General features: G+C 62.3%; 23 protein-coding genes, 1 tRNA gene and 1 pseudogene. 4 read left to right on the forward strand and 21 right to left on the reverse strand.

Features of this window, described 5'->3' with window-relative positions; all coding sequences use genetic code 11:
- Nucleotides 1-27: 27 nt before the first annotated feature.
- From MUY37_RS14210 to MUY37_RS14290, 17 genes are all read right to left on the reverse strand, one after another.
- A complete protein-coding gene (locus MUY37_RS14210) occupies nt 28-1,182 on the reverse strand; it encodes an acyl-CoA dehydrogenase family protein (protein ID WP_499196018.1) in 1,155 nt (384 codons plus the stop codon).
- Nucleotides 1,183-1,231: 49 nt separating this feature from the next.
- On the reverse strand, nt 1,232-1,618 hold the full coding sequence (locus MUY37_RS14215) for a RidA family protein (RefSeq protein WP_499196019.1): 387 nt from the start codon (nt 1,616-1,618) through the stop codon (nt 1,232-1,234).
- Nucleotides 1,615-1,923, reverse strand: a complete 309-nt coding sequence (locus tag MUY37_RS14220) for an I78 family peptidase inhibitor (protein WP_499196020.1) — start codon at nt 1,921-1,923, stop codon at nt 1,615-1,617. The genes MUY37_RS14215 and MUY37_RS14220 overlap by 4 nt, the downstream gene beginning before the upstream one ends.
- Nucleotides 1,924-1,935: 12 nt before the next feature.
- A complete protein-coding gene (locus tag MUY37_RS14225) occupies nt 1,936-2,406 on the reverse strand; it encodes a hypothetical protein (RefSeq protein ID WP_499196021.1) in 471 nt (156 codons plus the stop codon).
- A 27-nt stretch (nt 2,407-2,433) separates the two neighbouring features.
- Nucleotides 2,434-3,927 carry a CoA-acylating methylmalonate-semialdehyde dehydrogenase gene (locus tag MUY37_RS14230; protein ID WP_499196022.1) on the reverse strand — a complete coding sequence of 498 codons (1,494 nt, stop codon included), beginning with the start codon at nt 3,925-3,927 and terminating at the stop codon, nt 2,434-2,436.
- An 88-nt stretch (nt 3,928-4,015) separates the two neighbouring features.
- A complete protein-coding gene (locus tag MUY37_RS14235; RefSeq protein WP_499196023.1) occupies nt 4,016-5,251 on the reverse strand; it encodes a DUF819 family protein in 1,236 nt (411 codons plus the stop codon).
- 63 nt (nt 5,252-5,314) lie between these two features.
- Nucleotides 5,315-6,628, reverse strand: a complete 1,314-nt coding sequence (hemN, locus tag MUY37_RS14240) for an oxygen-independent coproporphyrinogen III oxidase (RefSeq protein ID WP_499196136.1) — start codon at nt 6,626-6,628, stop codon at nt 5,315-5,317.
- Nucleotides 6,629-6,659: 31 nt separating this feature from the next.
- Nucleotides 6,660-6,869, reverse strand: a complete 210-nt coding sequence (locus MUY37_RS14245; RefSeq protein WP_499196024.1) for a hypothetical protein — start codon at nt 6,867-6,869, stop codon at nt 6,660-6,662.
- Entirely contained in the window at nt 6,866-7,024 is a 159-nt protein-coding gene (gene ccoS / locus MUY37_RS14250; RefSeq protein ID WP_499196025.1) for a cbb3-type cytochrome oxidase assembly protein CcoS, read from the reverse strand. Before ccoS ends, MUY37_RS14245 begins: the two co-directional genes overlap by 4 nt.
- Entirely contained in the window at nt 7,021-9,144 is a 2,124-nt protein-coding gene (locus tag MUY37_RS14255; RefSeq protein ID WP_499196026.1) for a heavy metal translocating P-type ATPase, read from the reverse strand. Before MUY37_RS14255 ends, ccoS begins: the two co-directional genes overlap by 4 nt.
- Nucleotides 9,141-9,590: a FixH family protein gene (locus MUY37_RS14260; RefSeq protein WP_499196027.1), complete on the reverse strand. Its 450-nt coding sequence runs from the start codon at nt 9,588-9,590 to the stop codon at nt 9,141-9,143. The genes MUY37_RS14255 and MUY37_RS14260 overlap by 4 nt, the downstream gene beginning before the upstream one ends.
- The gene (gene ccoG / locus MUY37_RS14265; protein ID WP_499196028.1) at nt 9,587-11,170 is read right to left on the reverse strand and encodes a cytochrome c oxidase accessory protein CcoG; all 1,584 of its coding nucleotides are present in this window, start codon (nt 11,168-11,170) and stop codon (nt 9,587-9,589) included. The genes MUY37_RS14260 and ccoG overlap by 4 nt, the downstream gene beginning before the upstream one ends.
- A complete protein-coding gene (gene ccoP / locus MUY37_RS14270; protein WP_499196029.1) occupies nt 11,157-12,068 on the reverse strand; it encodes a cytochrome-c oxidase, cbb3-type subunit III in 912 nt (303 codons plus the stop codon). The genes ccoG and ccoP overlap by 14 nt, the downstream gene beginning before the upstream one ends.
- Nucleotides 12,058-12,222 carry a cbb3-type cytochrome c oxidase subunit 3 gene (locus MUY37_RS14275; RefSeq protein ID WP_115415939.1) on the reverse strand — a complete coding sequence of 55 codons (165 nt, stop codon included), beginning with the start codon at nt 12,220-12,222 and terminating at the stop codon, nt 12,058-12,060. Before MUY37_RS14275 ends, ccoP begins: the two co-directional genes overlap by 11 nt.
- Nucleotides 12,219-12,983 (reverse strand): cytochrome-c oxidase, cbb3-type subunit II, encoded by a 765-nt coding sequence (gene ccoO / locus MUY37_RS14280; protein WP_499196030.1) that lies wholly within the window; start codon nt 12,981-12,983, stop codon nt 12,219-12,221. Before ccoO ends, MUY37_RS14275 begins: the two co-directional genes overlap by 4 nt.
- 12 nt (nt 12,984-12,995) lie before the next feature.
- Complete coding sequence (ccoN, locus tag MUY37_RS14285; protein ID WP_499196031.1) at nt 12,996-14,672, reverse strand: cytochrome-c oxidase, cbb3-type subunit I; 1,677 nt, start codon at nt 14,670-14,672, stop codon at nt 12,996-12,998.
- 80 nt (nt 14,673-14,752) lie between these two features.
- Entirely contained in the window at nt 14,753-15,454 is a 702-nt protein-coding gene (locus MUY37_RS14290; protein WP_499196032.1) for a helix-turn-helix domain-containing protein, read from the reverse strand.
- 144 nt (nt 15,455-15,598) lie between these two features.
- Here MUY37_RS14290 and MUY37_RS14295 point away from each other — a divergent pair, with 144 nt between their 5' ends.
- From MUY37_RS14295 to MUY37_RS14310, 4 genes and pseudogenes are all read left to right on the forward strand, one after another.
- Entirely contained in the window at nt 15,599-16,267 is a 669-nt protein-coding gene (locus MUY37_RS14295; protein WP_499196033.1) for an OmpW/AlkL family protein, read from the forward strand.
- Nucleotides 16,268-16,378: 111 nt separating this feature from the next.
- Nucleotides 16,379-16,452: transfer RNA gene (locus MUY37_RS14300), tRNA-Gly, on the forward strand.
- 144 nt (nt 16,453-16,596) lie between these two features.
- Nucleotides 16,597-16,764, forward strand: a pseudogene (locus tag MUY37_RS14305) (DUF6538 domain-containing protein); the annotation flags it as partial.
- 3 nt (nt 16,765-16,767) lie between these two features.
- Entirely contained in the window at nt 16,768-18,669 is a 1,902-nt protein-coding gene (locus tag MUY37_RS14310; RefSeq protein WP_499196142.1) for a site-specific integrase, read from the forward strand.
- 343 nt (nt 18,670-19,012) lie between these two features.
- Here the strand turns inward: MUY37_RS14310 and MUY37_RS14315 are convergent, their stop codons facing one another.
- From MUY37_RS14315 to MUY37_RS14330, 4 genes are all read right to left on the reverse strand, one after another.
- Entirely contained in the window at nt 19,013-19,768 is a 756-nt protein-coding gene (locus tag MUY37_RS14315; RefSeq protein ID WP_499196034.1) for a 3'-5' exonuclease family protein, read from the reverse strand.
- Between the two features lie 42 nt (nt 19,769-19,810).
- On the reverse strand, nt 19,811-20,365 hold the full coding sequence (locus tag MUY37_RS14320) for a hypothetical protein (RefSeq protein WP_499196035.1): 555 nt from the start codon (nt 20,363-20,365) through the stop codon (nt 19,811-19,813).
- Nucleotides 20,366-20,484: 119 nt separating this feature from the next.
- A complete protein-coding gene (locus MUY37_RS14325; protein WP_499196036.1) occupies nt 20,485-21,024 on the reverse strand; it encodes a hypothetical protein in 540 nt (179 codons plus the stop codon).
- A gap of 99 nt (nt 21,025-21,123) precedes the next feature.
- On the reverse strand, nt 21,124-22,011 hold the full coding sequence (locus MUY37_RS14330) for an exonuclease domain-containing protein (protein WP_499196037.1): 888 nt from the start codon (nt 22,009-22,011) through the stop codon (nt 21,124-21,126).
- Nucleotides 22,012-22,154 lie beyond the last annotated feature (143 nt).

Raw genomic sequence — 22,154 nt, forward strand, 5'->3', positions numbered from 1 at the left:
GAACGGGGACAGGGGGGGCAGCCATGATCACTGGCGCAGCAGGTCCCGGCCAACGATCATGCGCATGACCTGATTGGTGCCTTCGAGGATCGAATGCACGCGCAGATCGCGCCAGAAGCGTTCGATCGGGTATTCCTTGAGATAGCCGTAGCCGCCGAAGAGCTGCAGCGCATTGTTGACGACATTGCTGCCGCTGTCGGTCGCCAGCCGTTTCGCCATGGCGGAGAACTTGCTTTTGTCGGGCGCATTGTCGGTGACCTTGGCCGCAGCGAGATAGAGCAGGGCGCGCGCCGCCTCCAGCTCCGTCGCCATGTCGGCGAGCATGAACTGCGTATTCTGGAAATCGGCGATCGGCTGGCCGAATTGCTGGCGTTCCCTTGTATAGTTCACCGCCTCGTCGAGGCAGCGCTGGGCGCCGCCGAGCGAACAGGCCCCGATATTGAGGCGCCCGCCATCGAGACCCATCATCGCATAGCGGAAGCCGTCGCCTTCCGGGCCGACGCGGTTGGCCACCGGAACGCGGGCATCCTCGAATATGACCTGAGCGGTGGGCGAGGCATTCCAGCCGAGCTTCTTCTCCGGCTTACCGAAGGAAACGCCCGGCGTGTCCTTGTCGATCACCAGGCAGGTGATGCCCTTGGTCTTGTGTTCACCGGTGCGAACCATGGTGACGTAGATGTCGTTGAAGCCGCCACCCGAGATGAACTGTTTGGTGCCGTTCAGAACGTAGTGGTCGCCATCGAGCTTGGCGCTCGTCTTCAGACCGGCCGCATCCGAGCCGCTGCCCGGTTCGGTCAGCGCATAGCTGGCGACCTTTTCCATGGTCACGAGGTCGGGAAGGTATCTCGCCTTCAATTCCTCGCCGCCGAACCGGTCGATCATCCATGCGGCCATATTGTGGATCGAGATGAACGAGCTGGTCGCGGGGCAACCATAGGCCATGGCTTCCATGATCAGCGCCGCTTCCAATCGGCCGAGGCCGATCCCGCCCGATTCTTCGCTGACATAGATCGCGCCGAAGCCCAGCTCGGCGCTCTGTTTGATCACGTCGATGGGAAAGTGCGATGTCTCGTCCCATTCGCCCGCGAAGGGGGTGATGTTGTCGGCGGTGAAGCGCTGCGCCATTTCCTGGATCTGCAGCTGCTCTTCGGTGAGCTGGAACTGTCCTGCATTCGTAGTCATGCCGCGGGCTCTAGCGCTCCGTGTGACGCTAGGGAAGGGGGCGCGGCGGTCAATCCGGCAGGATCGCTTCGGCTTCGATCTCCACCTTCCATTCGGGGCGGCACAGCCAAGCCACGCCCGCCATGGTCGCAGCGGGTTTTGCGTCACCGAAAAAGCGCGCATGGACCGCGCCGACCGCGTCCTGGTCTGCCGGATCGGTCAGCAGCATTCGTGTGCGCACGAGGTCCGCAGCGCTGCCGCCGAGTTCCTCGATGGCGCGCATGATCAGGACGCAACACCGCTCTGCCTGTGCGGCGGCGCCCCCGGTGGTGGAAGAACCGTCATCCTCGACCGGGCCGGTTCCGGCGACAATGATACGATTGCCCTCGCGCACGGCGCGGGAAAAGCCGAACCGGGCTTCGTAGGGCGAGCCGGTGAAGGCGCGGCGGCGGCTCACCCGCAGGTGATTTCGGTGATTGTCATCGCCTCATCATACTGCACGTTCACGCGGTCCGAACGATAGTCCATCGTCCAGACCGAATTGGGCGGACCCCAGCGCAGGGTTTTGGCGCCGCTTTTATCGACGATCTCCTCGCCGATTTCGTCGCTCGCCTCGCGGCCCAGATAGCCCTGCACGGCATCCGCATCGCATGTGCCGCCCGTGAGTTGGCGCATCCGATCGGTCGGTGTTTCGGCGGGCTCGGCATATCCAGCGCAGGCGGCCAGCGGCAAGGCAAGACTGGTAAGGATCGGGATGCGCATGGTACTGCCTCGCTATTCGCATTTCTTCAGGGGCATGGGCTCGAACTGCTCTTCGTCGACTGCCGACGGCGTGAGTGTAGTCTTGTCTTCGGAAAGCGTGAACCTGCGCGTCATCTGCCATTTTTCGCCTTCGCCTTCCATGGCGAGGCTTACGACGATGCGCTGCGGGCTGTCGACTTCGACACGCGTCACTTCGCCATAGGATTCGTAGAATTGCATGCCACGCGGGGTAATTTCCACGCGCAGGTCGGATGCGGGGTTACAGGTGCCCTCGACATAGTCCCAAACCCCGAGAAAGGCGGCGGGGATCGTGTCCGCTTCCACTTCCAGCGGCCCTGCCCCATCGCCGATTCCCCCATCGGGTTCGACGGGTAGCATGGTCTCGCCGGGGGTCGGTTCGGCAGGTTCGCCTGGTTCAGCGGAACATGCCGCCAGAGCAAGCGAGGCCGGTAGAGCGATGAAGAGGTATGTGCGTATCATCATTGCTCTTCAACGCTCCGGCCGCCTTTCCTATCCCATTGTCGGGATGACAAACGCGTTCGAGCCATCGCCGCCGCCATCGGGCCAGCGCTGGGTAATCTTCTTGGATTTGGTCCAGAAGCGCAGGCCTTCCATGCCGTATTGATCGATATCGCCGAAGCCGCTGCGCTTCCAGCCGCCGAAGCTGTGATAGCTGACAGGCACCGGGATCGGCACGTTGATGCCGACCATGCCGACATTCACACGGTTGGCGAATTCGCGCGCGGCATGGCCGTTGCGGGTGAAGATGGCCACGCCATTGCCATATTGATGCTCGCTGGGCAGGCGCACCGCCTCTTCGAAATCCTTGGCGCGCACGATCTGGAGGACCGGGCCGAAGATTTCTTCCCGATAGCTTTCCATGTCGGTGGTCACACGGTCGAGCAGCGTCGGGCCGACGAAGAAGCCGTTTTCATGACCTTGCAGGCTGAAGCCGCGCCCGTCGATGACGACTTCGGCACCTTCCTTCTCGGCCGTGTCGATCCAGCCTTCGACGCGCGCCTTGTGCTCTGGCGTGACGACGGGGCCGTAATGCGCATCCGCGTCGTTCGAGACGCCGACGCGCAGGGCGTTGATTGCGGGGATCAGCTTGTCGCGCAGCTTGTCCGCCGTATCCTCACCCACGGGCACGACGACCGGCAGCGCCATGCAGCGTTCGCCCGCTGAACCGAAGGCGGCCCCGGCAAGATCGTTCACCACCTGGTCCAGATCGGCATCGGGCATGACGATACCGTGGTTCTTCGCGCCGCCGAACGCCTGCACGCGCTTGGCGTTGGCCGAACCGCGCGAGTAGATATATTGCGCGATATCGGACGAGCCGACGAAGCTGATCGCCGGGATATCCGGGTGGTCGAGGATCGCATCGACCATTTCCTTGTCGCCATGGACCACTTGCAGCAGCCCCTCGGGTGCACCCGCCTCCAGGAACAGTTCGGCCAGGCGCACCGGAACGCTGGGGTCGCGCTCCGACGGTTTGAGAATGAAGGCATTGCCCGCCGCGATCGCCATGCCGAACATCCACATCGGGATCATCGCCGGGAAGTTGAACGGGGTGATCCCTGCGCCGATGCCGAGCGGCTGGCGCATCGAATAGACGTCGATGCCTGGGCCTGCGCCCTGCGTGTACTCGCCCTTCAGCGCCTGCGGGATGCCGCAGGCGAATTCGATGACCTCGAGCCCGCGCTGCACATCGCCATGCGCATCGTCGACCACCTTGCCATGCTCGCTCGACAGCAGCTCGGCAAGCTCCTGCTTGTTGGCTTCGACCAGCCGCTTGAATTCGAACATCATGCGGGCACGGCGCTGGGGGTTGGTCGCCGCCCATTCGGGCTGGACTTTCTTGGCCGCCGCGACCGCCTGTTCGAGCAGCGCCGCATCGCCCAGCGCGACCTCGGCCTGGACCTCGCCGGTGGAGGGGTTCCAGATCTTGTGAGTGCGGCCCGTGGCGGGGCTATCGCCGACGATGAAATGGTCAACTTGGCGCATGATAAATCCTCTCGTGTCTTGCCAACGGCCAATAGCCGCGAGGGGTCCGAAATCAACCGGTTTCAGGTGAAACCGGCACGGCTCGCGGCTAGCCGACCGCAGCCATCCATTGCGCGCACAATATCGCGCCATACGTGCCCAGAGCATAGCCGAGCACGGCGAGTAAGACGCCGACCGGGGCAAGGGCAGGGTGGAAGGCGGCCGCAACCACCGGAGCCGATGCCGCCCCTCCGACATTCGCCTTGCTGCCCACCGCGACGAAGAAGAACGGGGCCTTGATGATCTTGGCAACCACCAGCAGCAGAATGACGTGGAACAGCATCCAGATGAAGCCGATCGCCATGAAGGCGGGGGCATCGGCGATCTTGGTCACATCCATCCGCGTACCGATCACCGCGACCAGCAGGAAGATGAACACGACGCCGAATTTGCTCGCCCCGATCCCCTCGAGTTCGCGCGCGCGGGTGAAGCTCGCAAGGAGCCCGGCGGTGGTCGAGATCACCACGACCCAGAAGAATTCGCTCGCCAGCGTCGCTTCCTCGCCCTGCAATTCGGCGAAGAATTCACCGAGCCAGGTGCCGAGCAGGTGCGACAGGCCGACAACCGCGAAAGTCACGCCAAACAGCAGGACATAGTCGTTGGCCTTGGCGACACGCTCGATGCTTTCGGTATAATCCGCCATCTTATCGCGCAGCTTCGCGATGGAGGAACTGTCCGCGCCAAGCCATTTATCGACCCGCTCATGCGCGCCCGCGCCATACAGCAGGAAGATCATCCAGATTTCGGCGACGATGATGTCGACCGCGAGCAGCGCGGCGAAGCCTTCAAGCGGATAGCCATAGACTTCCAGCATCGCGGTCTGGTTGGCGCCGCCGCCGATCCAGCTCCCGGCAAGTGTCGCCAGACCGCGCCATGCGGCGGTATCGCCCGATCCGATGATCGAGGGTTCGAACTGGGCGACGATCCACAGCGCCAGGGGACCGCCGATCACGATGCCGATCGTGGCGGTCAGAAACATGATGATCGCCTTGTTGCCGAGGCCGAGGATGCCCTTGATATCGATGCTCAGCGTCATCAGGAACAGCGCGGCAGGCAGGAAATAATCCTTCGCGGTCGGCCACAGATTGCTTTCCGAGACGTCGATCAGCCCGAACGTGGTCATCAAGCTGGGCACCAGATAGCACACCAGAATGATCGGCACGAAGACGTAGAAACGCTGCCAGCCGGGGCGGTCGCGCGTGGCGAAAACGAATCCGAGCATCAGGGCCAGAAGCCCGAAAATAATCCTGTCGTCGCTGATCATCTGCCCTGCGGTCCCGCCCATCGTTCCTGTTCTGAGCTGGGCCTAGCGCGCCGCGAGGCGAATGCCAATCCGCGCGGCGGTGCCTTACACGGCAGAACTGAAGCGGCGCGCGGAAACCGGCCGATAGGCATCGAAGATTGCCGCGATGGAGCGCGCATAGGGCAGGCCTTCGGGCAGGATTTCGAGCCATTGCCGGTCGATCGACGCCAGTCCGCGCTCGATGAATGGCCGGAGCCGACCCGATGCTTCGTGCATCAAGCAGGCGCCGAGCCGCGCGCGGCCCTGGCATAGCAATTGTTCGATCACCGCGCCGCGATAGCGATCGTCCGCGCTGCGGGCCACGCCCCTGCCAGCCGACAGGAGACCCTGCGAGGACAGCATGCGATAGCGGCCGCTATTCTTCTCGTTCTGTGCCAGAAGCTGCGGGAAGCTGCTGATGGACGATGCGCCGAGTCCGATCAGTACCTCGCTCTGGTCGTCGGTAAAGCCCTGGAAGTTGCGCTTCAGTCGGCCTTCGAAGGCGGCCTTGGCCAGCGGATCGCCGCCCGGTTTCGCGAAATGGTCGAATCCGATCGGGGTGTAGCCGTGAGTCGCGAGATAGGCATAGCCCATTTCCGCCATGGCGAAGCGTTCGGCCTGATCGGGCAGATCGGTGGTATCGATAACGCGCTGGCGCGGGACGATATGCGGGACATGGGCATAGCCGAACAGGGCAATCCTGTCGGCGCCGAGCACGCGGGTACGCTGAAGGGTATCCTCGAGGTCGTGCATGCACTGGCCGGGCAGGCCGTACATGAGATCGAAATTGAGCGAGGTGACGCCCGCATCGCGCAGCCAGTCGACCGTTTCCACGATGCACTCTTCCGGCTGGACCCGGCCGATGGCCTTCTGGCAATGCGCGGCAAAGGTCTGGACCCCCAGGCTGGCGCGCGAAATGCCGTGTTCGGCAATGACGTTCGCCCATTCCGCAGTCATCGTACGGGGATCGAGTTCGATCGAAAGCGTGGGATCGTCCAGCGAGAAACGGCTTCCCAATGCCGCGAAAAGCGACCGGAAATCATCTGGTGTGATGGCGTTCGGGCTGCCCCCGCCGAATGCGATCCGGCCCACACGAACGTCATCCGGCAGCTCGCGCGACACGGTCGCGATTTCGTTGTGAAGGGCGTCGAGATAGGATTCGAGCCGTTGGCGGCGGTTCGCCTTTCCTGTGTTGCAGCCACAGTAGAAGCAGATCTTCTCGCAAAACGGGATGTGCACGTAGAGCGAGACCGTTCCCGACGTTTCCTGCAAGGCCGTGCGATAGGCATCGACAGGTATGTCGGCGAATTCGGCGGCGGTCGGATAGCTCGTGTAACGGGGCACGGGCGTGGCGAGCAGATCAGGATAATATGTCCACATGCCTGCCTTCTGGGCAGGATGGGTCACAGCGTCATTGCGCTGAATCAAATTTCTTGCGGCAGGAACCGGCATGACACCCCTTCGCGGTGCAGGGCGCCTGCGGCTGGGGGTCGCGCTCGATCGGGATTTCTATCGTACTGCCCCCGCATATCTGCGCGGTGATGCTGCGCGCCTGTGCGGGCAAAGGCCCGATCGCCAGCGGAAGCAATGCCATCACGGCCAGCGACAGGGACCGGTTCATTCGCTTTCGCCCTCTTCCTCGTCATCGATGAGGATGCGCTGGGCGGCCCCGTCGAGATCGTCGAACTGGCCCTTGCGCATGGCCCAGAAAAACCCGGCCAGGCCCAGCAGCCCCATGCCCAGCGCGATGGGGATCAGAAAGGCGAGCCCGCTCATCGGGCGGCCCGGGCGAGGCGCAGCGAATTGCCGACCACGACCAACGAGCTGAGCGACATCGCCACTGCGGCGATCAGCGGCGTAACCAATCCGGCCAGCGCGATCGGCAGAGCGAAGACGTTGTAAAGGATGGCGAAAGCGAAATTCTGCCGCACGATCCGCATGGTCTGGCGAGACACATTCACCGCCAGCGAAACCGGCATCAGTGCCTTGCCCAGAAATACCGCATCGGCGGCCTGCTGGCTGACGTCGCTGGCGCTCCCGGGGGCGATCGAGGCGTGGGCAGCGGCAAGCGCCGGGCCATCATTGATGCCGTCACCGATCATCAAGGGGCGATGACCGTCGGCTTTGAGTCGATCGAGCAGTGCCAGCTTGTCGTCGGGAAGCAGGTGTGCGTCCCAGGCGATGTCGAACTCGCGCCCGACGGCCTCGACCGAGGATGCGCGATCGCCCGACACGATACGGCTTTCGATGCCCTGGTCGCGCAAAGAGCCGATCACCTCGCGCACATCGCTGCGCAGCGGATCGGAGAAGGGAATGGCGACGATCGCGTCCCCTATTCGCAAGGCGGTCGAAAGGGTCGCGGTTTCCGTTTCGGACCGTTCGAGCGCGACGCGAACGCCGTCGATGCTGCCCGACACGCCGCGCCCGCCTTCCTCGCGCAGATCGTCGATTGCGGCAGGAACGATATCGCGCTGTCCGAGCGCTTTCGCGATTCCCTTGCTGAGCGGGTGCCTGCTCGATTGCGCCAGCGCCAACGCCACGCGGGCCTCGTGCGGGGAGAGGTGATCGATTTGCGGCACCGGCTCCCCGACCGTCAGTGTGCCGGTCTTGTCGAACAGGGCCATGTCGACTTCCGCCAGCCGTTCCAGCGCGCTGCCGTCTTTCACCAGCAGGCCGCGCTTCGCCAGCGCGCCCGAGGCCACCACCTGCGCCGCGGGCACGGCCAGCCCCATGGCGCAGGGGCAGGTGATGATGAGCACCGCAATCGCTATCACCAGCGACTGGTGCCAGCCAGCGCCCGCCACCATCCAGCCGATAAAGGCCAGCAAGGCGAGCGAGTGGACAGCCGGTGCGTAGAGGCGCGATGCGCGATCCGCGATGCGGACGTAACTGCTGCGCGACTGGCCTGCCTCGTCCATCAGGCGAGCGATTTCGGCCAGCACAGTGTCGGAGGCGGCGGCGCTTACGCGAACCCGTATCGGATTCCCCAGATTGACGGCCCCGGCATACACGCTTTCGCCAGCGGCGACCGGCTGGGGGACGCTTTCCCCCGTCAGCATCGAATTGTCGAGCGTCGACGCGCCCTGTTCTATGACGCCGTCGGCAGCGAGCGCTTCTCCTGCTGCTACCAGCATGAGCATTCCCGGCTCGAGTTTTTCGGCGGCCACCATGCGGCTCGATCCGTTTTCGTCCACCACGGTCGCGCTCTTGCCCATGCGCGATAGCAAGGCACCGATCCCGGCGCGGGTCTTGTCGCGCATGGTCGCATCCAGCGCGCGTCCGGCCAGCAGGAAGAACAGCAGCATCACCGCGCCGTCGAAATAGGCATGCTCGCCGCCGGTGGCCGTCTCGTAGATACTCAGCGCGACGGCCAGCAGCACACCGATGGAGATCGGCACGTCCATATTCGTTCGCCGGTGGCGCAGGGCCATGATCGCACTGGCGAAGAACGGGCGGCCGGCATAGGCGACCACGGGAATGGCGATCAGCGCCGAGAGCCAGTGGAACAGGTCGCGGGTCACGCCGCCGGCCCCGGACCATACGCTGACCGACAGCAGCATGATGTTCATCATGCCGAAGCCCGCCACGGCCAGCGAACGCAGAAGGGCTTTCGTTTCCTTTTCGTCCTTGCCCATCGGATTGTCGGCGACCGCCTGGGCCTCGAAACCGATCCCGGCGATCGCGCGGACAAGGTCTTCCTCGCCGAGCGAGGCTTCGTGGCGCACGGCCACGCGCTTCGACGAGAAATTGACTCGGGCCGATTCCACTCCTTCGAGGCCCGCCAGGCCACGCTCGATCTTGGCAATGCAACCGGCGCAGCGCATGCCCGGTACGGTGAACCGGCTGTCTTCCAGCCGGGCGCCCTCGAGCGTGTCGAGAGGAACCGGGGCGTTCATCGGATCTCGGTTTCGTCGATCCAGCGGGCGCCGCCACCATCGATGGTCAGCCTCACGATCCAGCGCCCGGCGGGAAGCGCGCGAGTGGAGACGTAGCGGTTCTGCCCAGCCTGCTCGAATTGCAGCTCCATGTCCTCGGGCTTGCCGAGGGGGCGCCGAAGATCGGCGGAGAGCAGGGCGGTTTGTGGAACCTTGTCCGTGGTCACGACCAGCCGCCCATCGGCATTACGCGCAAGGGAAGCGGAATAGCCCAGCCGTTCGCTCTCGCGCGCCTGCTCCAGCCAGCCGTTGAACTTCTGGCTCGCGACATAGGAGTTTTCGACCACGACACCGCCAAAGCCGCCAATCGCGCGCGAGGCCATGTAGAAATTGACCGCGATCACGATCCCGAAGCCCACGACCATGATCAAGGCCATGTGCTTGCCGGTGAATTCACGCCGCATCATTCGCTCTCCGGTGCATCGAAACGGGTCTGCACGACATCGCTTTCCCGCTGTTCGTCGAGCGAGGTTACACGGAAAGAGAACTCTTGCGAGGGGGTGCCGGCCGGAACGGCCACATAAGCGCGCACCTGACGAACGAGGTCCGCCGGAACGTTCACGGTCTGCGTCGGCGCGGCGTCTCTGCGATTGACGTTTTCCGTCCACATGACCGCACCGGGCAGTCCCTCGATGGCGATCTCCATGTCGCGCGGGCGGCTTTCCATATTGCGCAGCTTGAGCGTGTAGGCATTGCGTACCGATCCGTCGCTCAGCAGCATGAAGGGCGGATTCCGGTCGGGTGCAACGGTGAGATCGGTATGGCTGCGAACGCCCAGCGCGAACAGCATCGCGCCGCCAATGCCGCCCCAGATCATGAGGTAGACAAGGGTGCGCGGGCGGAACAGCGTGCGCCAGGGCGATTTTGGCTCGCCACCGGCGGCTTCGCGTTCGCAATCTTCCAGCGTCGCATAGTCGATCAGGCCACGCGGGCGGCCGATGTCCTTCATCACCCGATCGCAGGCATCGATACACAGGGCGCAGGTGATACAGCCGATCTGCGGCCCTTCGCGAATGTCGATCCCGGTCGGGCAGACCTGGACGCATTGCTGACAGTCGATGCAGTCGCCGAACGCGCCGGGGTTCTTCTGCGCCTTCTTGATGCTGCCGCGCGGTTCCCCGCGCCAGTCCTTATAGGTAACGAGCAGCGACTGTTCGTCCATCATGGCGGTCTGGATGCGGGGCCAGGGGCACATATATACGCAGACCTGTTCGCGCATGAACCCGCCCAGCGTGACCGTGGTCAGGGTCAGGACGGCGACGGTGCCATAGGCCACGGGTGCCGCTTCGCCCGCGAAGAAATCGCGCAGCAGTGTCGGCGCGTCGGCGAAATAGAGGATCCAGGCGCCGCCGGTAATCAGGCCGATGAAAAGATAGACCGTCCATTTCGACCCCCGGCGCAGAATCTTGCCGAATGTCCACGGGGCCTTGTCCAGGCGGTGCCGGGCATTGCGATCGCCGTCGAACAGACGGTCGATATGCTGGAACAGGTCGGTCCAGACGGTTTGCGGGCAGGCATACCCGCACCACGCGCGGCCTACCGCGCTGGTGATCAGAAACAGGCCGATCCCGGCCATGATGAGCAGGCCGGCGACGAAATAGAATTCGTGCGGCCAGATCTCGATGCCGAACATGTAAAAGCGGCGATTGGCGAGATCGACCAGCACCGCCTGGTCGGGCGCATAGGGGCCACGGTCCCAGCGAATCCACGGCGTGATATAGTAGATCGCCAGAGTGACGACCATCACCAGCCATTTGAAGCGGCGAAACGGCCCGTCGATGCGCTTGTTGTGAACGACCGCGCGCTTTTCGTAGAGCTTTTCGGGGAGATGCGTGCGGGCAGGTTCGTGCGGCTCGTGGCGACGGGTCGCCGCTTCGGGTTCGGCGACCGCGCTGGAAACCGGTTCGTTGGTCTTGGCGACCCCGTCCTCGACGACGACCGACCAGTCGCGGTCGTCGCCGGGTTTGCGTTCGTTAGGGTTGTTCATCTACCTCTGCCTCGGGGTTCTCCGCGACCTCCACGAAGTCTTCGCCTCCCCCGAGCGAATGGACATAGGCGGCCAGCATCTTGATGGTCACCGGATCGAGCCTGCCTTCCCATTTGGGCATCATGCCCATCCGGGGCTGCAGGATTTGGCGCTTGATCGCCTCGCGGCTGCTTCCGCGCAACCAAATGGCGTCGTTGAGCGTCGGCGCACCCTGTGCACGGTCGCCGCCGCCAGCGGGGCCATGGCAGGCCGCGCAATTGTCGGCATAGATCCGGGCGCCCGTGGCGTTGGTTTCCGCCTTGCCGCTCAGCGACAGCACATGGTCGACGAGCGCGTCGAGCTGCGCGGTGTCGAAAGCACCTTCGAACGGCGGCATCACGCTCATGCGGGTTTCATCGTCCCCCGCCTGGCGAATGCCGTGAACGAGCGTGTATTCGATCGCCTTCAGATCGCCGCCCCACAGCCAGTCATCGTCATTGAGGTTGGGATAGCCCAGTTCCTGGCTGCCGGCGGCACCGGAGCCGTGGCACTGGACGCAATTCACCCGGAATGCGGCTGCTCCGCCGGCCACCGCCTGCTGCATCAGGCCGCTTTCTTCGGGCAGCCGTTCGATCGGTATGCGGGCAAGTTGCTCGCGGACGGTCGCCCGCGCCTGATCGGCGGCGGACATGTCCTTCGCCAGCTCTCCCCGGCTGGACCAGTTGAGCATGCCCACGGTCGCCCGGTCGATCATCGGCCAGGCCGGATAGGCGATAACGTAGCCGATCGAGAAAATGATCGTCAGGTAGAAGGTCCACAGCCACCATCGCGGAAGCGGCGTGTTGAGTTCCTCGATACCGTCCCATTCGTGGCCGACTGTTTCGGTGCCGGTCGGTTCGTCGATGCGCTTATTCGCCATCGTCTTGTCCCTTGAAAATCATCGTCGCGGCGTGGTGGTTGCGCTTTCCGGCGCCGGGCCGAAAAGGCCAGGCACACAGCCCGACAAACAGAACCAGCATGGCTATCAATGCGTAGCTGTCGGCAAAATGGCGCAGGGTTTCGTAGAAGCTCATCGACCCTTCTCCTCGGCCAATTCTTCCAAGGGCGCAGCGCTGTCGAAATCGACCAGCGTGCCGAGCATCTGAAGATAGGCGATCAGCGCGTCCATCTCGGTCAGGCGATCGGGATCGCCGTCGAAATCGCGAATCAGCGCCTTGGGGTAACGCTCGGCCAGATCGCCCGGATCGGCATCGGGATCGGCCTGCGCGAGCATGTCGGCTTCGGCCTGTTCGATGTCGTTGTCGCTATAGGGCACTCCGACGCGGCGCAGCGCGGTCAGCGTGGCGGCCGGATCGCCGATCTCGAGATCGGTTTCCTTGAGGAAGCCATATTGCGGCATCACGCTTTCGGGCACCACGCTTTGCGGGTTTTCGAGATGCTGAACGTGCCATTCGTCCGAATAGCGGCCGCCCACGCGTGCCAGATCAGGCCCGGTACGCTTGGAACCCCACTGGAACGGGTGGTCGTACATGCTTTCCGCCGCGAGGCTGTAGTGGCCATAGCGTTCCACCTCGTCGCGGAACGGGCGGACCATCTGGCTGTGACAGGTATAGCAACCCTCACGGATATAGATGTCGCGCCCGGCCTGTTCGAGCGGGGTATAGGGGCGCACGCCCTCCACTTCCTCGATCGTGTTCTCGAGATAGAACAGCGGCGTGATCTGGACGAGGCCGCCGATGGAGACGGTAATGAACGTCGCCACGGCCAGCAGGGTGATGTTGCGTTCGAGCCGCTTGTGGCCCTTGACGGTTTCTTCGACGACGGGGTCTGACATGGTCGTGCGATCCTATTCGGCCGGAACGGCTTCGGGGCGGGGCTGGACGATGGGGCGGTCGGCCTGCGGGTCGTAGGCTGCATCGCGGAGCGGTGCCTCCTCCCGCTGCTTCCCGGCCAGGGTCATCCAGATATTGTAGCTCATGATGATCGCGCCGCTGAGATACATCAGCCCGCCAGCCATGCGCATGACATACATCGGGAACATCGCGGCGACACTGTCGGCGAACGACCACACCAGATAGCCGTCAGGCCCGTATTCGCGCCACATGAGGCCCTGCATGATGCCCGAGACCCACATGCTGGAGGCATAGAAAACGATGCCGAGCGTCGCGAGCCAGAAGTGCCAGTTGATCATGCGCAGCGAATACATCCGCCCACGCTTCCACAGACGCGGAACCAGGAAGTAGACGCAGGCGAAGGTAATCATGCCGTTCCAGCCCAAGGCGCCGGAGTGGACATGGCCGATGGTCCAGTCGGTATAGTGCGACAGGCTGTTGACGCTCTTGATCGACAGCATCGGCCCTTCGAAAGTGCTCATGCCGTAGAAGGCCAGCGCCATCACCATCATGCGGATGATCGGGTCGGTGCGGACCTTGTCCCATGCCCCGTTCAGGGTCATCAGGCCGTTGATCATACCGCCCCAGCTCGGCATCCACAGCATGACCGAGAAGACCATGCCCAGCGTCTGCGCCCAGTCGGGCAGCGCGGTGTAGTGGAGGTGGTGCGGGCCGGCCCAGATGTAGAGGAAGATCAGCGACCAGAAGTGGATGATCGACAGGCGGTAGCTGTAAACCGGACGTTCGGCCTGCTTGGGGACGAAGTAATACATCATCGCCAGGAAGCCTGCGGTCAGGAAGAAGCCGACTGCGTTATGGCCGTACCACCACTGGGTCAGCGCGTCCTGCACACCGGCGAAAGCCGAATAGCTCTTGGCGCCCAGCAGGCTCACCGGCATCGCCAGATTGTTGACGATGTGGAGCATGGCGATCGTCACGATGAAAGCGAGGTAGAACCAGTTGGCCACGTAGATGTGCGGTTCCTTGCGCTTCGCAAGCGTGCCGACGAAAACGATGAAATAGGCCACCCATACGATCGTCAGCCACAGATCGACATACCATTCGGGCTCGGCATATTCCTTGGACTGGGTGATGCCGAGCAGATAGCCGGTGGCCGCCAGCACGATGAACAGCTGATACCCCCAGAACACAAAGCGGGCGAGACCCGGAAAGGCGAGCTGCGTGCGGCAGGTGCGCTGGACGACGTAGAAACTGGTCGCCAGCAGTGCATTGCCGCCGAATGCGAAAATCACCGCGCTGGTGTGAAGCGGACGGACGCGACCGAAATTGAGATAGGGTTCGAAATTGAGCTGCGGAAAGGCAAGCTGCGCGGCGATGAAGACACCGGCGAGCAGCCCGGCGAGACCCCAGAACATGGTCGCGATCACGCCCCAGCGAATCACGTCGTCATCATAGCGGGACGGGCCATCGGGCATCTTGAAGAAGCCCTGCGCCTTGCCCATCGGATCGAAGCGCGACGCGCTCATCCAGATCATCGCAAAGGCGACGATGGCGATTATCGTGGCATGCGCGGCAAAACCGGCGTCAGCGGCCGCTACCGCCGACGCGATGGCCGCAAGCATGATTATGAACCATAGGCCAATCCGGCCCAGTGCGGCTTCAGCGTGCATAAGGGTCTCCGTCCGTTCAAGAGCGGCCTAGGCGGCCACCTCGGCAGTCGCATTGATCTGGATCAATTTGGTGAAAGAATTCATGCTGCATCACGCAGATAGCCGGCGCGTGCCTTCAGCATTCCCATCTCGCGCAGAACGATGCCCGATCGCCCCGTCGTCTCGATCACGTGTGCCTCGCGCAGCAGGCTGAGCTGGCGGCTCACCGTTTCGATCGTAAGACCAAGACTTTCCGCGATATCGCGGCGCGACATCGGCAATTCGAGAAGAACCGTTCCGTCCTGTTCCATGCCGATTCGCTCGCTCATGGCCAGCAGGAAAACCGCGACTCGTTCTGCAGCGGTCTTACGGCCGAGGGCGATCGTCTTTTCGCGGCAGCGTCGCAAGGAGCCGGTCGTATTATCGAGCAGGTGGCGCAAGATCCCCGCTTCGCTGGCCGCGAGGTTGAGAAAATCGTCTGCCGGGAAGGTCAGCAGGCTGCAATCGCGCAAGGCGCATACCGAATAGGAATAATTGTCCTGTTCGGGCACCGAAAACACCTCGCCGCCGAAATGGAAGGCGACGATCTGGTCGCGTGCCTCGGACGCATGGGCAACCAGCTTGGTCGCGCCGTGGCCGACGAATATAAGTTGCGAGGAATTTCCGTCGAAATCGAGCGAGCGGTCCTTTTCCAGCGCGACCTGCCGGGCCAGCGCCTGAAAACGGAGATGCGCCGCGTCGGACAGGTCCGGCGACAGGATCTTCAAGGCAAAGCTTTCGAAGGCTTCGGGGAAACTCGTCATGCCGTATCTCTCGCAATTCGCGACCTGCAAATCTTTGATCGAGATCAATGAAGGCCGAATATTCGGCCTCCAAATAGGGCTCAAGCGCTGCAACCATCCTGAGTCGCACGGGGCGACCGCTGCAGCGCCATGAGGACAAAGACCATGAAGAAGCTGCTTGCAGCCGCTCTCGCCGGTGTAGCGATGATTGCCGCCCCTGCTCAGGCGCAGGACAATGACGGCAAGATCCAGGTCAAGGTGCTTGGCACCTATGTGGCCCCCGATGGCGAGATCACCGATCTGCGCACCGATATCGTCGGCCTCCCGGCAGGAACGCAGACCGAAGCGAACGACAACTTCGTGCCCACGCTGGCCATCGAATACTTCGTCAGCCCGAATGTTTCGATCGAAACGATCTGCTGCGTGACCCAGCACGATGTCGATGCCGTGTCCGGCCTTCCCGGTGCCGAACTGGTTTCCGACGCCAAGCTGATCCCGGCGACTTTTACCGCGAAGTATCACTTCGACGTCGGCGGCGCGAAGCCTTATCTCGGTGCGGGCGCCACCTATTTCTGGTGGATCGATGTCGAGCCGGGTGCGGCGACCATCCCGCTGGGTGTCACCGAAACCACTCTGTCGGATGAATTTGGCTTCGTTCTCCAGGCTGGCATCGACGTGCCGATCAACGATAGCGGCCTCGGCTTCACCCTCGATGCGAAGCGTTACTTCGTCGACACCACGGCCCGCTGGTATGCCGGCAATACGCTGGCCATCGAGACCGAGCACAAGCTCGATCCCTGGGTCCTGAGCGCAGGCTTCGCCTACCGCTTCTGATCGCAGCGATGCGCCAAGGAAAAGCGACCTCCGGCGGATAGGCCGGGGGTCGCTTTTTATGTCCTGCCCATTGACCTGGCGCGCGCCCCAAGCCAATGGCGCCACCACCATGCGGGTGTAGCTCAATGGTAGAGCAGCAGCTTCCCAAGCTGACGACGAGGGTTCGATTCCCTTCACCCGCTCCACAATTCTGAATTAGCCGCAGAAAACCGCCGTTCCGGAGGCGGTAGTGCGCACACCTTCACCCATAGTTTCTCACACGGCTTCTCACATCACGGCCGTCGCGGCGATGGCCATACCGAACGCGTTCGGCGTACGAGTTCGCTAGTATGCGGCAGAACAGCTACCTTGTTCGCCGCGGCGCGCGATATCACTTCCGCCGCAGAAATCCGGCCGTTTTCCCTTGCAACCGTCCTATAAGTATCGCGCTGGGCACAGCTGACCCGGTCGAGGCGCGTCGCCTTGTCCGTAGGCTGGCCGCGAGATGGGACGAGTTACTTATGTTGATGATGCCGAAAATCGAGCGCGGTCATCTGACGATTGATGAACAGGAAGCTCTCTTCCGAAAAGGGCTGAAGGATGAGCTCGCAAGAGCGACCGCGCATTTCACGGCCCCCATCGGTGCCGAACAACCTCACGCAGGGACGCACAAGATCATGGAAGCGGCCTATCGCATCGTGGCCCGAGTGCCACATGATGCCGCTGTCATCAATCTAGAGACCTTCGAAGCCGAGGTTGACGACAGCTGGACAGAGAATGAAATCCTGTTGCTCTGGAAGACGCTGCATATGCTCGTCACGCCGATGAGCATTAGTCGCACCGAAGCATTGGAGGCGGTGGGCGACCTAGGTGGTCCGCTCAACGATGGCACAGCGAAGGAAGCACGTGCACAGCTGTTGCGTGGACATGCCGAAGCGCACCGCCGTGCATCCCTGATTGACAGCGACGAGGTGAGATCATCTGGCCGGGGGATCGTGGCTCTTCTCGATGACGACATCATCGGGCGGGCTTGGTCGGCTCAGAGTAAGCCTGGTAAGCCAGACGACTGTGCCGGTGAAGCCGTAAGGCCGGATGCCCCATCTATGACCGAGCCGGTGCAGGATAGCATCTACGCGTTCCCGAGCGATCTACGCTTCAGCGAGGTGATGAAGGACGTTCTTGCGGAGCTGATGGAAGAAAAGGGGTGGGAGAAAGACAATGGCCAGCGCGAAGCGGTATGTGAACGTGCCGCATGGATATGCGGTGATAAACGGTTAAAGGACTGGAGCGCGGCCGATGCGAAATACTTTGCAAAAACCGTCGCCAGATTCCCCAACAAATTTTCGTGGGGTAAGCTGAACAAATCAGGGGCAATGGCCGTCCCATTCTGCGAGGATGCCATTCCCTCAAACAAGGGAATGAAGCGCAGCCCGAGGACAATAAACCGCGACCTGAGCATTCTCCAGAACGTGTCGAAACGGCTGGCCAAAACGCACTGGCGCCTGAAATACGGCGACAGGCTCGAAGTTGATTTTCTCGAGTATACGATCCGAGTCGAGGACGACCCCGAAAATCCCGATCGGATGCCATGGACGCCAGACCATCTGAAAACGCTTTACTCGCTGCCTCTTTGGCAGGGTGGCGGCGGAAGCATTGAACGTCTCAAGCCCAGCGGCCGGCCGATGGTTTACATGGACGCGGCATACTGGCTCCCGCTCATCGCGACTTATACGGGCATCTGTCGCGAAGAAGGCTCCGGGCTCGAAATCGATGACTTCAATTTCGCTTGCGAGGTGCCTTACCTAGTCGTGAAGAAGAACAGCCTTCGCCGCCTGAAGACTATGGCACGCGCCCGGGTGATGCCGTTGCATCCTCAGCTTCTTGAGCTGGGATTGCAGAGATACGTCGAGGCAATCGCGAAGGAACAGGGTCATCAGGTGGGCACATGCACCCCGATTTTCCCTGAGCTCTGGTGCAAAGAGGCAAAGTATCGCGGTGACGGCAAGAAGGTGCCTGCGATCGGCGGTCGCAGGTTCTATGCCATCGCATGGCGGTATATTGCCGACGCCACTCATGGCGTAATGCCGCTGCCCGAAACGAGCGATGGCAAGAAGGCTGACTTCCACTCGCAGCGGACTTACAATCACAGTGTTCTCGCTTCGCCGACCGTAGCGCAGAAGATCCTCGATATGCATATGGGCCATACGTCTCAGGGGACCGGGCAGAAGAAATACAACCGGCGCGCTCTGGCGCTGGGAGAGGTCAAGGAGCTGCGTGAGCGCCTAGACGTGATGGTGCGCGAAATGCCCAACGTGACGTCACATATACCGCGGCAAACGAACATTAGTCTGCTGCCCCTCAGAAAGCGCTCGCGCGTTGGATCTGCTCCCGGCCGCGATGCACAGCGAAAATTTTGTCAGTAGTTCTACAGACCTAGGCGGAGAAAAAATACGGTCGCAACGCCGAGAACAAGAACAGTCATACATTCCAGCTAAGGCAATCCTGTCTGGCGGACTTGTGATGTCGCAGAATTGAATTGATAATGCTCAAGGACCGTCGTGCCGACGCGCATTCAGGCAGCGGTGGGACATGGATCACGGCTTCGAGACGTCGAGGCGGTTCTGGAACGCTAGACGGCTGACCGGGGATCAATTCCTCCACGTCCTGCCTTCAGTGCGAAAACGTAACCCTGTGACGCACAGTGCCTAACTGCGCCGGGCCGATAAAGTCCGAATTTTTCCGGCCCGGCGCAAACGAGGATAACGTTTAAGCAGCGTTAGCTAAGCCGACGGCGATCCTGCCGTGCAATTCATTGGCGTATGATTGCAAACCGGCAGCAAGCTTATGGTCCGGGCGTCGTCGCAAGAACCCTTCCACCAACGTCATGATGGCAGTCTCGAGACTCAGGCCATTCGTGCCCTGGGCGGCCAGCCACCCAATCTTCGCGATGGCGAGCAGAAGACAGTCCAGCTCGACATGATCGCGCACGTTCTGCCAGGCTCCATCGCTGGCCGGCCGCGGGACAGTGGACTTCGCCGCGACCAGATCGAACGGCACGCCCATGCGCAGCAATAGCTGGCTGAGATGGGTCCAGGTCCGGCCACCTCCTTTCAGTTGCAGCGCAAGGTCGAGGTGGGGTCGTGGGCCTCGTCTGCCGGGCTGATCGACCAGCTGCGGAGGCAGGCGCAGTCCGTGAGAAATTCCGGCCAGAAGAAGAACCGGCACGTCAACCGCCAGACCGCCAAAGGTAACGATCGGCTTGTTTTCGTGCGCACGCAGGTAGTCGAATATTTTTCGGACCACACCTTTTTCGCTGCCCCAGTCGCGTTCACTCCAGCTGCCGATCTCGCCAGTACTCACCCGGCCATCTTCGTCGATGGTGAACTGGAAGACGGCCGCCGCCATGACCTTCTTCACGGCAACCGCATGTCGCTGCGATTTGGGATCCATTGCCTTGTGTAGTTCATGCAGGTCCCGGTCCCAGTAAAATTCCGCGTCGAGCGCGATGAACGTTTTTGCCATTGTGCTTTTCCTTTCTCTAGCTGTTCGTATCTTCACGCTTCGTCAGAAGGAAAGCGGGCGGGCCCGCTCAATTTCTCGCCATGCCTGCCAAGCGGCGGCGAACGATTTGGACTGAAGCGGTGAGCACTGGGACCACAGGAATGCTGCCCACAGGCACTGCGCTTCGTCCGGCGCCCTGCGCGATCGTGACAGGACGTTCGAGCCGGGACCGGCTCGCTCGATCCGGTATGCTGCCGCAATCTCTTCCAGCACGCTGTTCGCGCATTCCAGCGGCATGATGTCGAGGTCTGGGCGGCTCCGCTGAAGCAGTTGCAGGTCAGCCGGCGGGAGGGGGCCGCCACTTGCAAACGCGTGTCGGAAGTAATGCTGCGGCGTGCGGGACGCGCGCGAGATTACGGTCGCTCCTTTCGGAATGCGCTTGGTCAGTCCGGCCAGAATGTCGGCCCGGTTTGCATTCCGGTCGAAGGCGCGGTGATCGATGGCGAACCGCGCTCCGCTTTTTTGCTCACGTGTCACGGTGAAGAGTGAGGTCGAACGGATAGCGGAGCGCGGACTGTTTTCGCCGGGATCGCGGATGATGGCGAGCGAACACAGCATCCGCGGATGGCGCATGTGGGACTGTGGCATGATAGATTCCTGTTCTGCAAAACGAGACAGGCGGCGCCTCCGGGTGGAGACGACGCCTGCTTGAGTGATGATGGTTGGAGTGAAGCCGGTCAGGCCATGAAGTCGGCGAAGGCCTGCGCATCGGTGAACAGGCTGAAATAGCTGGCTTGCCACTGCTCAGGATCGACATCGACCGTGCTCATCGCTGCACGGATGTCAGCCCATGCGCGTTCGACGCCGCGCTCGACCTTCGCACGCGATGGCACAGCGCAGGATCGCAGCACGCACCGCTTATCGAGGCGGAACGCTTGGCGCAGATCCGTGGTGACGAGCATGATCGGTTTGCTACGGCTCAGGCGGCAGGGCTCGACCTGCATGATCTGCGCGCCATCCCTCGTCCGGTAAATTAGCGCGAGGCCGCCGCAGATGCTGGTCTGGTCATTGGCGAACATGGCCAGCAGGGAGTCTTGCCTTGCCTGTATCGTGGCCCGGGCGACCACTTGAAGCGCGGGTTCGGATGGATAGTCCATGGTGCCGATTGTCAGCGCATCGGTGCCAGCGCCAGGGTCAGTGGGCAGACCCAGCGCTTGCGACAGGGCACAGGTCAGCGGCTGGCGGGGGCATGCCCCGCCGATATCGAGATCGATCATTCGTCATTCCTTGTTGTGTGGTTGGCGGCCTGTTGGCCGGAGCCTTTTTCCGTTCAGCCGGATGGCTCACATTCCTTGCCTTCTTGAGGTCTACGCCTCTCAAGCCGGGGTCCAGGTCGTATGGAAGCGATACCGCTCGCTTGCTGGCAGCGGAACGATCACCGGTTCCTTCCCGATGGTCGACACGTACCAGTCGAGCTCGGCCTGATAGGCTTCGGCGCGCACGTGTTTGTGCCACAGATCGTGCAGCCTTCCCCACGCCCAGCGATAACGCTGGTCACGCAGATCGTGGCGGTATCCGTAAGGCGCACCCTGCGCCTCGAACCGCCAGGCTGGTGCCTTCATTGACGCCAGAGTCTTGGCCATGATGGTCTCGCCATCGTCGCAGACGTGATCGAGCAGTTGGATTAGCGCGAGGACGTCATCCTTCGCTCGATGAACTCGCGGCATGTAGTAGCCGGCCTGGTTGAGCAGGTAGCCTTGCGGTCCCGGCTCAAACGTAATCTCACGCCACGGCACATCCGCCATCGCGCAGCCCCACGGCACTGCCACGTGGCGGTTGATCATCTTTTCGAGGAAGGGCCTGTCGAACCCCGCGTTGTATGCGATTACACCTTCGCAGGATGCCAGTATCTTTGTGACCTGTTCCTCGTCGATCGACCGCCCGTCCAAATCCTGGTCGGTCAGCCCGGTCAGTTCGGCAATTTCCGCTGTCAGTGGATGGCCGGGATCTATCAGTCCGCTCCTGACGACTTCTACAGCGACAATCCGTCCGACTTCGTTCACCAGCACGATCGCCACGCACAGTTCGATGATCTGGTGGCGCTCGACCGCAAGGCCGGTGGTTTCGCAGTCGATAACGGCCACACGCCGGACTGCCTCTCCTTCTGCTGCTGTGCGGGGCCAGTCGTTGCGGCCGCGGATTGGGTGAAGCACACGCCTGTCGTCATTGCCGGTCTCTTCCGACTGTTCATTCAGATTGTTCATTTTTTGCCTCGTGTCATGAGGCCGGCCGAAGGGCTTTTCCCCTCATCCTACCGACCTCGAACAGCGACGCTGGCCGGACGGACTTTTCCTAGTGTGGTGGCAAATGCAGGCAGTCGAAAGTCAAGATTTGCGTAACTGCTTCG

Origin of the sequence: Qipengyuania sp. ABI-127-1 (genome assembly GCA_022953095.1) — a bacterium.
Lineage (GTDB): Bacteria > Pseudomonadota > Alphaproteobacteria > Sphingomonadales > Sphingomonadaceae > Qipengyuania.

Coding starts and splice junctions, on each gene's coding strand:
- MUY37_RS14210 (WP_499196018.1), bottom strand. CDS start 1,182: ATGACTACGAATGCAGGACAGTTCCAGCTCACCGAAGAGCAGCTGCAG.
- MUY37_RS14220 (WP_499196020.1), bottom strand. CDS start 1,923: ATGCGCATCCCGATCCTTACCAGTCTTGCCTTGCCGCTGGCCGCCTGC.
- MUY37_RS14225 (WP_499196021.1), bottom strand. CDS start 2,406: ATGATGATACGCACATACCTCTTCATCGCTCTACCGGCCTCGCTTGCT.
- MUY37_RS14230 (WP_499196022.1), bottom strand. CDS start 3,927: ATGCGCCAAGTTGACCATTTCATCGTCGGCGATAGCCCCGCCACGGGC.
- MUY37_RS14235 (WP_499196023.1), bottom strand. CDS start 5,251: ATGGGCGGGACCGCAGGGCAGATGATCAGCGACGACAGGATTATTTTC.
- hemN (WP_499196136.1), bottom strand. CDS start 6,628: ATGTGGACATATTATCCTGATCTGCTCGCCACGCCCGTGCCCCGTTAC.
- MUY37_RS14245 (WP_499196024.1), bottom strand. CDS start 6,869: ATGAACCGGTCCCTGTCGCTGGCCGTGATGGCATTGCTTCCGCTGGCG.
- ccoS (WP_499196025.1), bottom strand. CDS start 7,024: ATGAGCGGGCTCGCCTTTCTGATCCCCATCGCGCTGGGCATGGGGCTG.
- MUY37_RS14255 (WP_499196026.1), bottom strand. CDS start 9,144: ATGAACGCCCCGGTTCCTCTCGACACGCTCGAGGGCGCCCGGCTGGAA.
- MUY37_RS14260 (WP_499196027.1), bottom strand. CDS start 9,590: ATGATGCGGCGTGAATTCACCGGCAAGCACATGGCCTTGATCATGGTC.
- ccoG (WP_499196028.1), bottom strand. CDS start 11,170: ATGAACAACCCTAACGAACGCAAACCCGGCGACGACCGCGACTGGTCG.
- ccoP (WP_499196029.1), bottom strand. CDS start 12,068: ATGGCGAATAAGCGCATCGACGAACCGACCGGCACCGAAACAGTCGGC.
- MUY37_RS14275 (WP_115415939.1), bottom strand. CDS start 12,222: ATGAGCTTCTACGAAACCCTGCGCCATTTTGCCGACAGCTACGCATTG.
- ccoO (WP_499196030.1), bottom strand. CDS start 12,983: ATGTCAGACCCCGTCGTCGAAGAAACCGTCAAGGGCCACAAGCGGCTC.
- ccoN (WP_499196031.1), bottom strand. CDS start 14,672: ATGCACGCTGAAGCCGCACTGGGCCGGATTGGCCTATGGTTCATAATC.
- MUY37_RS14290 (WP_499196032.1), bottom strand. CDS start 15,454: ATGACGAGTTTCCCCGAAGCCTTCGAAAGCTTTGCCTTGAAGATCCTG.
- MUY37_RS14295 (WP_499196033.1), top strand. CDS start 15,599: ATGAAGAAGCTGCTTGCAGCCGCTCTCGCCGGTGTAGCGATGATTGCC.
- MUY37_RS14310 (WP_499196142.1), top strand. CDS start 16,768: ATGTTGATGATGCCGAAAATCGAGCGCGGTCATCTGACGATTGATGAA.
- MUY37_RS14315 (WP_499196034.1), bottom strand. CDS start 19,768: ATGGCAAAAACGTTCATCGCGCTCGACGCGGAATTTTACTGGGACCGG.
- MUY37_RS14320 (WP_499196035.1), bottom strand. CDS start 20,365: ATGCTGTGTTCGCTCGCCATCATCCGCGATCCCGGCGAAAACAGTCCG.
- MUY37_RS14325 (WP_499196036.1), bottom strand. CDS start 21,024: ATGATCGATCTCGATATCGGCGGGGCATGCCCCCGCCAGCCGCTGACC.
- MUY37_RS14330 (WP_499196037.1), bottom strand. CDS start 22,011: ATGAACAATCTGAATGAACAGTCGGAAGAGACCGGCAATGACGACAGG.